At 45.0% G+C, this 14,517-nt stretch carries 8 protein-coding genes and 1 pseudogene; 3 read left to right on the forward strand and 6 right to left on the reverse strand.

The genetic code is table 11. The features are described 5' to 3' along the window. Positions 1-23: 23 nt before the first annotated feature. From ACXAER_RS02840 to ACXAER_RS02855, 4 genes are all read right to left on the reverse strand, one after another. Positions 24-4,316: a FimV/HubP family polar landmark protein gene (locus ACXAER_RS02840; protein WP_474826394.1), complete on the reverse strand. Its 4,293-nt coding sequence runs from the start codon at positions 4,314-4,316 to the stop codon at positions 24-26. Positions 4,317-4,858: 542 nt separating this feature from the next. Further along, a complete protein-coding gene (locus ACXAER_RS02845; RefSeq protein ID WP_014979671.1) occupies positions 4,859-5,875 on the reverse strand; it encodes an aspartate-semialdehyde dehydrogenase in 1,017 nt (338 codons plus the stop codon). 29 nt (positions 5,876-5,904) lie between these two features. Beyond that, complete coding sequence (locus ACXAER_RS02850) at positions 5,905-7,113, reverse strand: 4-phosphoerythronate dehydrogenase (protein WP_474826396.1); 1,209 nt, start codon at positions 7,111-7,113, stop codon at positions 5,905-5,907. A gap of 238 nt (positions 7,114-7,351) precedes the next feature. After that, entirely contained in the window at positions 7,352-8,107 is a 756-nt protein-coding gene (locus ACXAER_RS02855; protein ID WP_474826398.1) for a class II aldolase/adducin family protein, read from the reverse strand. 176 nt (positions 8,108-8,283) lie between these two features. Between ACXAER_RS02855 and ACXAER_RS02860 the strand changes: the two genes are divergently transcribed. The 3 genes from ACXAER_RS02860 (at position 8,284) to ACXAER_RS02870 (ending at position 12,175) form a co-directional block, all read left to right on the forward strand. Further along, on the forward strand, positions 8,284-8,973 hold the full coding sequence (locus tag ACXAER_RS02860) for a Crp/Fnr family transcriptional regulator (RefSeq protein ID WP_474826400.1): 690 nt from the start codon (positions 8,284-8,286) through the stop codon (positions 8,971-8,973). Positions 8,974-9,376: 403 nt separating this feature from the next. Continuing rightward, positions 9,377-11,698 (forward strand): molybdopterin cofactor-binding domain-containing protein, encoded by a 2,322-nt coding sequence (locus ACXAER_RS02865; RefSeq protein ID WP_474826402.1) that lies wholly within the window; start codon positions 9,377-9,379, stop codon positions 11,696-11,698. A gap of 3 nt (positions 11,699-11,701) precedes the next feature. Further along, positions 11,702-12,175: a (2Fe-2S)-binding protein gene (locus ACXAER_RS02870; protein ID WP_039218518.1), complete on the forward strand. Its 474-nt coding sequence runs from the start codon at positions 11,702-11,704 to the stop codon at positions 12,173-12,175. Between the two features lie 9 nt (positions 12,176-12,184). Here the strand turns inward: ACXAER_RS02870 and ACXAER_RS02875 are convergent. After that, a pseudogene (locus tag ACXAER_RS02875) lies at positions 12,185-12,724 on the reverse strand (Pr6Pr family membrane protein); the annotation flags it as partial. Positions 12,725-13,190: 466 nt separating this feature from the next. After that, on the reverse strand, positions 13,191-14,405 hold the full coding sequence (gene fabB / locus ACXAER_RS02880; protein ID WP_474826404.1) for a beta-ketoacyl-ACP synthase I: 1,215 nt from the start codon (positions 14,403-14,405) through the stop codon (positions 13,191-13,193). Between the last annotated feature and the right edge of the window lie 112 nt (positions 14,406-14,517).

A 14,517-nucleotide genomic window follows, 5' to 3' on the forward strand; every position in this document is an offset into this window, starting at 1 on the left:
TTACGCCTACTCCTACAAGCGAATTAGGTAATCTTTTGTAGAATTGAGGCCGCTTCCTGCTTTTGTTCTTCGCTGCCTTCTTTCATTACTTCTTCAAGCAACTCTTTCGCAGCATCTGCATCTTCCATTTCAATATATGCACGAGCCAAATCTAAATTCGCGTTTTGCCCCGCATCTTTATCAATATCAATTACCGTGTCATCGTCAGATACACCAGTAAAGTCAGATAAACTCACATCCAGGTCTAGCGCTTGGCTATCTGGATCAGTGGCATCTGAATCGTCGCCATCGTCCATCAGCGCTTCTACGTCAAGGAAATCTTCGGAAGATGTTGGAGAGTCACTATCAGCATCGACGTCGCTAAGTAAAGCAGCCAAATCTAAGTCAGGATTATCAAGCTTCAGCTCTTCCTCTTGTTCCTTTTCAGGCTCTGCTTTTTCTACATCCTGCTGGTCCTCTTCAATTTCCGTAGGCGTGGCGATATCTAAGTCCACATCATCTGGAATGTCGAGGTCGTCTAACGCTAGTTCAGAGTCATCGTCTTCAAGGGCGAAAGTTTCTTCTTCATTATCATCCTGCGCTGATTCTAGGTCGTCGCCATCATCTAACTCAAGAGTTTCGTCGTTTTCATCTATCTCGAATGTATCATCGTTTTCCGTTGATTTAAGATTGTCATCGACATTCTCTTCCAACTCAAACGTAGCTTCGTCATCAGCTTCCTGTTCAGGTTCGAATGTATCTTCATCGCTCTCTGCGACTGATTCTTGTGTATCTTCATTTTCGATGTCGCTTGGATCTGCGGCATCGCCTGACTCAAGGCTCTGGAGAAGTTCATCAAACTCAGCACTGTCTAGGTCATCGAGTATCTCATTGTCGTCGACAGCATCATCGTCATCGGAGCTAGACAACCAATCGCCGAGGCCTGGCACGTCATCAAGTTCATTGAATTCTTGTTCTTTACTATTATCTGAGTCACTCTCGTTTAAGTCTGGCTCTTCGGGTTGCTGGTTACTTTCATCAACACCGTCGACTTCTTGCTCAAGCTCAAAACTATCTATTTCATCGAATGCTGCATCTAACAGACTGTCGTCGTACTCGTCGCCGTCTTCTTCTACTGATGGCTCTGATTCGTCGCTAGAGACATCGTCAATTGACGGCTTTTCGTCCGCAAATGGCTTCTCTTCCGCTGATGGCTTCTCTTCCGCTGATGGCTCCGTATCACCGAAAGAAGGAATGTCGTCCATCATTTGTTTCTCGAACGCTTCAATGGCGTCGTCTAATGGGTCGTCAGAATCGCCCTCGCCACTTTCGGGATCAAATTCCGGCTCGACCTCAGCTTCTTGTTCTTCTTCGAATTCCAGCTCTGATTCGGTCTCAGGCTGAAACTCTAACTCTGCCTCTAATTCAGGCTCTAGTTCTGACTCTATATCGGTATCTTGGTCAGGCTCTACTTCAGCACCCAACTCCGGTTGCGCATCTGGCTCTGGCTCTGGCTCTGGCTCTGGCTCTGGCTCTGGCTCTGGCTCTGGCTCTGGCTCTGGCTCTGGCTCTGGCTCTGGCTCTGGCTCTGGCTCTGGCTCTGGCTCTGGCTCTGGCTCTGCATTATCGTCATCAGCGTCAGCTTCCACCTCAACCTTATCTTCAGGTGCTAACTCTCCTTCTTCTGATTCCGTATTAAAGTCTAGTTCTGATTCAGGCTCAGGCTGAGATTCCAGCTCTGCTTCTAATACAGGCTCTAGTTCTGAACCTATGTCGGCATCTTGTTCGGGCTCTACTTCTGTGCCTAACTCTGGTTGTTCTTCTAGCGCTGGCTCTAATTCTTCAGGTTGTGCAATGATTTCGCTAGTAGCATCAAATACTGCGTCTGTATCACCTTCAGACTCTATTTCAGATTCAAGTTCAGAAAGTAATTCGTCTGTCAACTGGTCTACATCTTCGCTGGTTTTAGATTCCTCAGCTTCTAGTTCAGCGAGAAGCTCATCAGTTAGAGGGTCGCTTAAATCGTCTTCGCCTTCTTCGTTATCAGAAACCGTAAAGTCTGCATCTTCATCGTAAGCTTCAGGGTCAGCGCTTGGACTAACTTCTGGTTCCCCCTCCAGCTCGGCTTCAAGCTCAGCGAGCAACTCGTCGGTAAATGGGTCATCAAAGTCGCCATCGTCTTCTGCTTGAGAAGGTAATTCATTTGAAGTGTCTTCATCACGTTCTTCGAACTCATCTAATACTGAATCACTTACCTCTTGCGATTCTTGATCTGCTGAAAGTTCTTTCTCCGCTGAAGGCTCCTCACCATCTGAAGGCTCTTCCAAATATTCATCTTCCGCTTGGAGCTCAGCAATAAGGTCGTCGGATAGAGGGTCACTTAAATCAGCATCAGTTTCTATTTCGTCGGTGGCGATTTCATCTAAATCATCAGTAATGGGATCAAGGCTTTGAATTGACTGAGGTGACGGTGCCGCTGTAGTTATCTCACCTTCCAGGTCATCTTTGTCTTCATCATCTTCTTCGCCTAAACCACCCATCATTTCAATTTGCTCTATTTCGTTAAGCAAGTCGTCGGTGATTTTATCTATTTCTTTGTTTTGCTGATTTATCTCGTCGTCGAGCTTACTCAGCATGTCTTCATTGATAAGGTCGTCGTTGCTGTCTAACTCATCGGTTAGATCTGCATCAACACCATGCTCTTCAAGCAAATCGTCAATGCTTATTTCTGGCTTGTCGTCCTCATCTTCTACGCTTGGCAGAGATGCAGCACTTTCTTCCTCTTCTTCCGAGTCAGGCGCCGGATCTACCGAGCTTGCAAGCAAGGCGTCTATATCGTCTTCATCAACGTTTTCAGAATCGGCTGCCCCATTAACCTCAGCCAATACATCATCAGGGTCTACTTCATCGGATTCATCAGACTCAACACTTTCCGACTTATCAACGTCTTGGCTTTGCACATCGTCAAGCAAGTCATCAATATCGAAATCGTCGTCATCATCTGTCGCAACTTCCTCCGTGGCCGCTGCCTCTTGCTCGCCATCTTCAACAGCATCTTCATCAAAGATGTCGTCATCACCTGAAAGGTCAAAGCCTTCAAGATCATCTGCTTCTTTTTCATTTAATACCTTGTCTGACAAATCATCATCGTCAAACAAGCTATCTAATTCGCTCTGATCGAGTTCATCGGCTCCCGCTTCAAACAAATCATCGTTGTCATCGCCTGGCACCAACATGTCGTCTTCAAGATCGGCAAATGTTTCTAATTCATCATCTAAGCTTTCTTCCAAATCAGAGGTAAGGACGTCGTCAAGCAAGTCGTCATCATTGAACAAGTCATCATCTGATAACTCCGCTTTGTCATCTAAATCTGGAGCTAAGGCACTTGAAAGATCGTCAATGTCAGTATCTGGCACCGGAACTTCGTCGTTATCAGCTGTGATAGTGGGCCCAGTCGAGGGCGCTTCCTCAGGCTTACTGTTGCGTTTAAGCAGCCACATGATTAGGCCACCTACCAACAATAGCGACAGAATTGCAGAGCCAATGATCAAGCCTAACGGACTGGTAAGTGCGCTTAAAAACGAAGACTGTTTTTCTGCTTCGCGCTGAGCCTGCTCGGCTTTAATCATTTCGAGCAGTTCTTGCTGAAGTGCCACTTGCATATCGAGCTGGCTCTTAACATCGCCTTCAACCTGGCTACGCAAGGTTTCTAGCTCACCGTTTACGGCTTCAACGCGTTCATATAAACGTTTATTTTCATTCAATATTGCCTCAACGTTTTCTAGCGAAGCGGCAAATTGCATACGTAATTCATCGAATTGACGAGTCTGTTCCTGATCTAAGCGGTTGATCTTTTGCTCAATGTCAGTTTGTGTTTGAGTGAGGTCTTGCTGGTTGACTAACGGTGATACAGGCTTGATATTTTTTACGCTACTACCGGGCTTATTAAGCGCTTCAGCAAATGCCCTATCGTCTTGCTCTGCTCGCATTTGCGCTTTTTGTTTGTCGATTCTGGCAATATAACGCTCGGACGGCAGCTTCAAAACTGCGCCATCTACTAATAAGTTTAAGTTGCCATTTTCAAATGCATTGGGGTTGAGTTCATAAATAGCAGCCATAACCTGATAGACACTCAGGTTATTGTTTTGACGATAGCGCTCGGCAATACGCCAGAGGGTATCGTTAGCATCAATAGGTCCATACTCTAGACCAGAATATAGATCAGTTGCGTCTTTCGGACCTTTTAAGAAGGTAGCGCGTTCTTGTGCATCAACAGTGATTACAGGGCCAGACAAACATAATGTGAGTAAAAGTAAGCCCGTCAAATGCAATTTCATAGCAGTCCTATATGCCCTCAAGCGTCTTTACCACCCGGTTCGTGTGGGCGGATTTTTTAGCCAATCACCACAAAAGAATATATTGGCTTTTATTTTTATTCTTAAGCCACCTTGAAGCCATTAATCATCAAGCTAGCGTTTTACAGTCATTATGAACTTAGCAATAAGATTTGTTTGCGCTTTTTATAGTTATTACTGTTCGCCTAAGTGCCTGACTGACTATTGTTTTTAAGTTTGTTCTGTTCCTAACCTTACAAACTATAAACCAGTTATTAAGGGTGATCTAGTTAGACAGTAGTATTGGTCTAATCTAATGCTTGAAGTTTTGCTAAATGCTGCATATTTATTGACCTGAGATTTATCTTCTCATCGCGTTAAGCAAGCCAAATTCGCTATACGTTTTCTCTTTTACAATGCAACAGACGCATTCTTTTCATCGCAACAAACACCCTGCTTAGTTTGCGTATCGGCAAGCACAGAAAAATGTTTACCTTTTCCTGTGCTTATCCATTCAATCAGAGGAAGAGCCTCTGCTAAAGCCTTTACAAGTAATCGCGAATTAGCGTCTCAGCAATTTGGATGCTGTTTGTCGCTGCACCTTTGCGGATGTTGTCTGAAACCACCCATAAATTTAAGCCACAAGGGTGAGTAATGTCGTTTCTAATTCTACCCACGTGCACAATGTCGTTACCGCTTGCGCTGCTAACCTGAGTTGGGAACTGCTCATTTCCGTCGTACACGGTAACTCCTGGTGCATCGGCTAGAAGCTCTTTAACATGCTGCGCATCTATTGGCGAACGCGTTTCAAGGTGAATAGCTTCAGCATGACCATAGAAGACAGGTACACGCACAGCCGTCGCATTTACCAAAATACTTTGATCGCCCATAATTTTTTGGGTTTCCCACAGCATTTTCATTTCTTCTTTGGTGTAATCGTTGTCTTGGAATACGTCGATTTGAGGGATAACGTTAAAGGCAATTTGGCGACTAAACGATTCTGGCTTTACTTCACGTGCGTTTAGCAAACCTGCGGTTTGTTTAGCCAGCTCTTCCATAGCCTCTTTACCTGCACCAGAGACCGACTGGTACGTGCACACGTTAATACGGTCAATACCAACGGCGTCTTGAATAGGTTTAAGCGCAACCAACATTTGAATGGTTGAGCAATTTGGGTTTGCAATAATGTTTCTATTGCGAAACTCTGCCAGTGCATGAGCGTTAACTTCTGGCACCACAAGTGGGATATCTGGCTCATAACGAAACTCTGAAGTATTGTCGATAACAATACAGCCTTCCTCTGCGGCTAGCGGAGCAAATTTTGCTGAGATACTTCCACCGGCTGAGAAAAAGCCAAATTGCACTAATGACCAGTCGAAATCATCAGCATCTAATACTTCAATGTCTTCGCCTTTAAACGATACAGTACTACCAGCTGAACGTTTACTGGCAAGAGGATACAAACGATTTACCGGAAAGTCTCGCTCTTCTAATAGTTCAATCATGGTTTGGCCCACTAAACCAGTTGCGCCAAGTACCGCTACGTCAAACGCTTGCGACATAATGCTTTATGCTCCTAATAAGAAAATAACTAAACCAGACTAACGAAAAAGCCTAGCTTGGTGAAAGTGTTTTGAATTTGTTTACTGGTGTTCTTTGACAAGTGTAACGTATAGGCGCTGCACTCGCGACGTACTCTGTATTGCTTGCGCAGTGCAGAAAACGTATTTGCTAAGTCAGATTTCGCCTTTTCGTTATTTTTTGATGTTGATGGAAAAGCGTTTCGCGTTATTTCGTCATCAATAGCAACATCGTACACCTTGTGAAATACCGCAGTAAGATCTTCAACCGATAACCGAGATGCTTCTGGCGATGCTAACTCAGCGTTTATTGGGTTGGTCTTATCTAGAAAATCGCTGAGTTCTTTATCTGGAGCTGTGCCCGCTACCTCACAAATCTGCTCGTAAATCATTTGCGTACCGCGCACTTTGCCTTCTACAGAATGCCCCGCGATATGTGGTGTAACGAACCAAACATAGTCAAATAATGCTGTATTTATGGCAGGTTCATTATCGAACACATCGAGAACCACCGTTGGCGCCTGTTCTTGTTGAAGCAGGTTAAGTAGTGCCTCTTCATCTATAACTTCGCCCCGGCATGCATTTATAAGCAGCTGGTTTGACATTAATCCTTCCAGAAACGCTTCGTCTATCATCTGATATGTAGGATATTCGCCGCCTTTAATAAAAGGCACGTGAAGCGAGATAACATCGCACTTTGCTATTTGCGTTAGGTCTACAAATGACTGACCGTTATGCTCCTTCTTACCAGATTTTGCTAGCGCTTGCTGTAGCGGTGGGTCATACAGACAGTGGTTAACGCCAATTACCGTTAAAATTCTTGATAATGCAGTTCCCACATTACCAGCACCTACTATTCCCACTGTCGCATTATATAAATCGAGCTTTTGGGCTTTTTGCGCATGTAATAAAACACTTAACACGTACTCGGCAACCGCAACCGCATTACAGCCTGCTGCACTGCTATGCATAATACCCACGCTATCTAAATGCGTTTTATCTAGATGATTGGTTCCCGCTGTTGCCGTAGCAACAAACTTAAGCTTGTTAGCACTAGTCAGCAGTTCAGGGGTAACCTTGGTAGTAGAACGCAGCGCAAGAATATCTACATCGCGCAGCATTTCAGGCACAAGAGATTGCCATGCATAGGTTTCAACCTCACCTACGCTATTAAGGTAATCGGTGCCAAACGGAATGGTATCTTCAAGAAGTATTTTCATGGCGCTAAGTGTACCTCAAGTTAGGCTTTTAGTAACCCAGCGCCCCCGATTTATCTTGTCGGTGATTCGTTTAATTTACGTCATTATGATGCACGTTTAGCCGCCATATCAAAGAGGCGGCCGAAGTTTATACAATCTTTTAAACCGGGAACGCTTAAAGCGAAAGCGCTTTAGCTCGCGTTTTTTGTCCACCTCACCCTTTGCGATCGTGGTATTGGATAACGTTAACTTTAAATAGTTACTTATCGTATCCAGGGAAACGGCGTTCAACGCGTCGTTTAATACCCGGCCATGCTAACGAACCACCAGCCTGCCGGGTAACTTGATCGGCTTGTGTACGAATGCCATCTAGAATTGCAGAGTGAATTGGAATAAGCGGTTTGCCTGTGGCCTGCGCTTTTAACTGAATTTCACAGGCACGCTGCATGATAAACATAAACAAAAAGGCATCGGGAATATTGTCTGCACAGGTTAAAAGCCCGTGATTGCGCAAAATCATAAATTGGGTATCGCCTAGGTCGCGAACCAGCCGCGCTTTTTCTTCTGGATTTAACGCCACCCCTTCATAGGCATGATAAGAAAGGGACGCTAGTGGAAAAAGGGACTGCTGCGAGTAAGGCTGCAACCCTTCTTCTAAAATAGATACCGCCACGCCTTCTGCTGTATGCAAATGCAACACGCATTTGGCATCGTCACGTGCTTCATGAACAGCGCTGTGAATAGTAAAACCCGCAGGGTTAATGTCGTATTCGCTTTCCATCACCTTATTGCCGTTAAGGTCAACTTTTACTAGGCTGGATGCCGTAACTTCATCAAACATTAAACCGTATGGGTTAATTAAAAAATGATGTTCAGGCCCAGGAACACGGGCAGAAATGTGAGTGAAAATAAGGTCGTCCCAACCATACATAGCAACTGCGCGGTAACACGCGGCAAGGTCAACACGGGTTTGCCATTCTTCACTGCTAACTTTCGACTTTACTGAATCTGTCATAGCTTTACTCTTTTAACGTACAAATTAATTTCATTTGAGCCGGGTGAGCCTTAATTGAAAGGCTCGATACCACGAGCGCCTCAATGAAACTTCCATTTACTTTCTCTTACCGCCTACATTACGCGCAGTAATTGCTATACACTGTCGGATATACGACATTGTAAGACATTTGTTAAATGGAAAAATTTAAACCTGTTCTGACTAGCTCTACGTGGTTTAGCGAGATGCCGCCCTATTTACAGGAAGCCATGTTCGAAAAGATGCGTCTTAAGCATTTAAAAGCAGGGCAACAACTGCATGCCAAAGGTGAAGACGGTGTAGGTTTTTATGGTGTGTGCGAAGGCCGTTTAAGAGTTGTTACGGTAGGTGTAGATGGCCGCGAAATGCTATTCGCGTTACTTGGGCCCGGCACCTGGTTTGGTGAAATATCAATGTTTGACGACCTCCCCCGTACTCACGACAACTTCTGTGAGACAAACTCCGTCGTTGCTATAATTCAAAAAAACGCGTTTAAGGCATTACTTGAACAGTATCCAGAACTGTATCCGCATTTTACTCGTCTTTTATGCACGCGAGTACGCAGTGCATTTCAGTTTATTGACTCAAGTGCAGGGCTTAGCCTTAAGCACCAGCTGGTAAAAAGGCTATTGATGCTTACCACCAGCTATGGTCAGCATTTGCCTAAACACAACACGATTACGCTAACGCTTTCGCAAGAGTCTTTGGCGCAAATGATAAATAGTAGTAGGCAAACGGTTAATCAGCTTTTAGGTGAGCTTGAAAGTGAAGGTTTACTGAAACGACATTACGGGAAAATCACCATTCCCGAGCCAGATACTTTGTTTAGTCGTTACCAGTTTATTTGACCGAAATTTGTCGCTGAACTTCACTCGGTTCTAGAAAAAAAGATATTACCGGACCAATTATCCTTGTAGGCCATTCATTTGGCGGGTAAACATGCAACGCTACGCCCTCACCTATCCCGAATATATAGACGCTTTGGTGTTGGTAGACTCAGCCCATGAAGATCAGATTGATGAGATGCCTCAAACGAATTCTCTTCAACTATCCAACTCACAAAAAACATGCTCCATACATAAGGGAAAACCCCTATTTAGTATTACTTATTATTAATGTTTAATAAATTATACTTTATGATAACGTTTCGTTAACAGGTATTTAGCAAGCTGCAATTACCTGAATTAAATAAACGACTTTCCTTAAGGTTAAGTTTAGCTATCGAAGGTCTTGAACTGTAACGGAGAATTTATGACAAAAAGCAACCATGCAGAACAAGTAGACACGATTACCTCCTCACAGATACATGATCAATCCGATAGTGATGAAGAACACATTGTCGAGGCAGAAAACGTCGGACGAAGAAAATTTATTGGTTACATGCTCAAGGGCTCGAGTTTTGCCGTTGCGTTACATATAACCGGCGGTGCTCTTCGCCCTCAGGGTGCCAACGCCCAGTTGTTAGGAATACCTGAGCTTGCAGATGAACTGGATTTAACAGATCTGTTGCTTATCTCCGGTGACCCTTTCTACTACGATTATTTAATTAAGATAACGAGTGATAACCGCGTCCGTTTTGAGCTTCCACGAATGGAAGTGGGGCAAGGTATATTAACCGCTGCAATGATGATTCTTGCCGAAGAGCTGGACGTTGAAATGTCCTCCATTGATGCGACTTTATCTCCGGCAGAAATCAGACGAGCGACTGGTCAAATTACAGGAGGCTCTCACGCCGTAACCTCTCTTTGGGATCCGTTGCGCAAGGTCGCGGCAGCGCTGTTACATAAAATAAAATTGTCAGCCGCAGTGCATTTCGGGGTTTCTGTGAACGAAATTAGCACAAAAAATGGCTTTGCAATTGATAACGATGGCAGCCGCATTGCTTACTCTGAGCTCACCGCAGGTGTTGAGGGACGCAACGATGCAGCTCGACTGGCAAAGCCTAAAGACCCGTCTCAATACAAAATTATCGGTACGCCGCAAAAGCGGGCTGACGCGCGCGATATTGTTACCGGCAAACTAGATTTCGCGATGGATCTCGATATACCAGACGCGATGCCCACCGTGGTCGCTAGGCCACCCAGCTTAGGTGGTTGCGTGATCACGTTTGACGATTCTGAGGCAATAGGCCTGCCCGGTGTCCTTGCCATCAAAGAAGTTCCGTTGGATGTTGATGCAAATTCCTCTGGCGTGGCCGTTGTTGCGCGTTCCTTTGGCGAAGCTTTTCGGGCGCGTGATGCACTTAATATTACATGGAGTGCGGGTGCTGCCGAACATCTATCTGACGCGGAGGTCATAGAGCAGTTACGTGCGATAAACCTGCCAACCTTACCTAAAATCCCTCTGGCTACCGATTCGGTTGGCGGCGAGTTCATCTTTCCTTATTTGGCGCATGCCCCTATGGAAACCATGACAGCAGTTGCCGATGCAACCGGCTCAAAGATCAGGGTATGGACTGGCGCCAAGACGCCACTTGCAGCACAAGCCAAAATTGCGCGCGAACTTGGAGTCTTACCCACTGACGTCGAGGTGAATGTCATTCAGAGCGGCGGCTCATTTGGCCGTCGCTTATTTTTTGATGCAGCAGTTGAAGGCGCGCGTATTTCACAAATTGTAAACCGCCCCATCAAACTTATGTTTACCCGACAGGACGACACAAAGTTTGGCCGCGCACGACCGCTCAGCTTGCATAATGTAAAAGCGACTTACACTAGAGGTTTTTTATTCGGCAAAAAAGTGTTGTCGTTTGACCATCGAGCTGCGACCGCTGAATTGGATCTCGAACATGGCTTTGGCGACGGTATTACTGCATTGGGAGGGGAATTAGCGCCCGCTGCTTTCAGCCAGACAGTCTGGCACTCAACGCAACTAGTGCAATATAAGTTTGGTGTAACTTCCTTGCTGCTAAACGAAAAAAAATTCGTTGTGCCAACATCCTCTTGGCGCGGCATCTACTCCGGCACAGCTGCCGTCGCAAACGAGATAGTTGTTGACGAATTGGCACGCGCAATGAACATGGACGAATGCCAGTTCAGATTACAAATGCTTGATGATGAGCGTTCCAAAGCTGTTCTGCGGAAAGTTTCTCGAGAGGGCAAGTGGGGAAGGAGAATGAAAAAAGGACGTGCCCAGGGCCTCGGGTTACATAAAGAGTATAAGTCTCGAGCTGCCGTGCTTGTTGAATTACAAACGTTCAAAAATCCGGAGAAAGAAAGTAAAGTCACTAAGATTGTTGTTGCGCTGGATGTGAACCGAGTATTAAATCCCACCGGCCTTGAGGCGCAAGTTATCGGTGCGGCAACCGACGCCATTACCTACATGATTCGCACCAGTTTACACCTCGACAATGGCGCAATACGCGAGAGCAGTTACGGCGATTTTGAAATTGCTCGAATGCGCAACACGCCACCAAAGATCGAAGTGTATTTTATGCCGCCTAACGGAGAAACACCGGGAGGTGCAGGCGAGTTAGTAGTTCCTGCGGCGGCAGCGGCGATAGCCAACGCATTTGCCAGGGCGACGGGTATTGCACCACGTCGTTTTCCTCTTCGTGACTTCTATCCAGAGGGTTAATTCATGCCACAAATTACATTTAATGTTAACAATAACCCGGTTTCTATCGACGCTGAAAACGATGACGAGCTTCTGTATCTCTTGCGTGATCGACTTGGTATTACTGGCCCAAAATATGGTTGCGGCGTTGGCGTGTGTGGCGCTTGCACTATTTTTAAAGACGGGGAGCTAGTTCGCCCATGCATTGTTCCGATGGAAGAAGTGGAGGGTGCATCGCTAACCACTATTGAAGGGCTTGCGGTCGATGACATTCTGCATCCGGTGCAAGAAGCATGGATAAACGAAGATGTCGCTCAGTGTGGGTTTTGTCAGGCGGGACAAATTTTAACCGCCGTCAAACTATTGGAGTCTAATCCCAATCCCAACGATCGTGACATTGATGAAGCTATGAGTGACAATATCTGCCGCTGTGGTACCTATCATAGAATACGAAAAGCCATTAAACATGCTGCAGCTTTGATTCAGCAGACGACATAAGAGGCTAATAGATAATACTAATCCATTTAATAAAACTCTATTAAGGCCTAGCGCTTGAACATTTGTAAATTCGTAAGGGTAAAATTCTGTCCATTTCCCATGAGACATTGTGTACGCGGCATAAGTCAGCGGAAAAATGAGCCAATAGCCTAAGTTAGAGTATTGAAGCTGCGTTTTTTCCACAAAGAAAAACCAGTAGGAAAGTGTGATTACGGGTGTAACGGCATGGACTAATAAATCTGAAATACGTTCAAAAAATGAAAGTTTGAGCCATCCATAGATAAGGTAGTTAGCAATACCAACTGTAACTATATAAAAAGTAATTGCAGTAGTTACATTAGGGTTCTTTGCAAACTGAGCAATTGAATACTCAGGCCATAAAGTCAAAGCAGCGAACCAAATCAGGACAAGGAGGTTCGAAAGTGTTGTGTAATAGCTAAAATATTTCCAGACGACAACGCCTATGCTGTCGCTGCCTCGTTTCCTAATTTCTCTTATAAGGCTAATTATTAGAGCCAATGCTGTAATTAAAAAAAGAGTAAAATCCATTTAAAGTCCTTTCGAAGAATGAAGGTTCTAACAAATAAATAGGGCTCAAGTATTAAACTAATCGACCTCTAAAAAAAGAAAAACTGCTTTTTTAGACCAACTGATACTAAATTGCTTCGTCATAAAGTCAGTATAGTTTGCAAATGATAGGAAATAGCAACCGAGTCAAAATGAAAATTTCTCATCACCGTCTAAGCGACCATTATATTGCGACAGTCAAAGGTGACTTTTTTAGCTCACACGTTGGCGATATCCTATTCGAGCGCGATGTTCACGGTGAAGTATATGGCTTTAGGATATCTAACGGTCGTGTTCGGAATCTTTACTTTAGAAAGCTATAGACGAGAACAATAAAAAAAATAAAAAAGGGCGTAAACACAAACACCCACGGTGCTCAGTTTACGCCCTTTTTAGTTTAAAGCTTCTTAAATAAAGCTAAAGAGTTTACTGGTTCTAGCGGTTTTGTTTAACCGTTGAAACGCTGCATTACAAGCGTTGCGTTAGTGCCGCCAAAGCCAAAGCTGTTAGACATCACTGTGTTTAGCGTTGCTTCACGTGCTTCGGTAACAATATCTAAGCCTTGTGCTGCATCGTCCAGGGTGTCGATGTTAATTGATGGCGCGATAAAGTTATTTTCCATCATCAACAAGCTATAGATAGCTTCGTTTACACCCGCTGCACCTAGTGCGTGACCTGTCAGTGACTTTGTTGCACTAATAGGTACGCCCGCTTGGCCGAACACTTCTTGAATCGCCGCAAGTTCTTTAACATCACCTACAGGCGTAGACGTACCGTGAGTATTTAAGTAGTCGATTGGAGCATCGATATTTTGCATTGCCATCTTCATACAGCGAATTGCGCCTTCACCCGACGGTGCAACCATGTCGAAACCGTCTGATGTAGCGCCGTAACCTACAACTTCGCCGTAGATTTTTGCGCCGCGCGCTAGTGCGTGCTCAAGTTCTTCAACAACAACCATACCGCCGCCGCCAGAACTTACAAAGCCGTCGCGTGCTGCGTCATAAGTACGTGATGCCACCGCAGGATTGTCGTTGTATTTAGAGCTTAGTGCGCCCATAGCGTCGAATTGGCTTGATAGTGACCAATGTAGTTCTTCACCGCCACCGGCGAATACTACGTCTTGCTTACCAAGTTGAATAAGCTCTAGTGCGTTACCTATACAGTGGGCACTGGTTGCACATGCAGAGGCAATTGAATAGTTCACGCCGCGAATTTTAAACGGTGTCGCTAAGCAAGCTGATACCGTAGATGCCATACAACGAGGAACCATGTAGGGCCCAACACGCTTAACACCTTTTTCGCGAAGAATATCTGCAGAAAGCACTTGGTTTTCAGAAGATGCGCCACCTGAGCCTGCGATAATACCTGTTCGCTCGTTTGAAATGTCGCTTTCTTCTAGACCAGAGTCTGCAATGGCTTGCTGCATTGCCACGTACGCGTAGCCTGCTGCATCACCCATAAAACGCATTGCTTTACGGTCGATGTGCTCTTTTAAGTCGATATCGATGTCGCCCCAAACTTGGCTGCGAAGGCCCATTTCGGCGAACTGTTCTGAAAATGTAATTCCAGACTTACCCGCTTTTAGTGAAGCAAGTACGTCTTCTTTATTTACGCCGATACTTGATACGATACCAAGACCGGTGATAACTGCTCTTCTCATAGTTTACCCTTTGCGTTGTTGCGGCTTATGGTAACGATTTTGAATGGTAAAGTGGTCTGCTTTGCCATCTGCCCCACTCTAATTAGCTAAACTTCAGCGTTGCAGTACCTAT

It is taken from the genome of Alteromonas sp. AWJ4_199 (genome assembly GCF_056159165.1).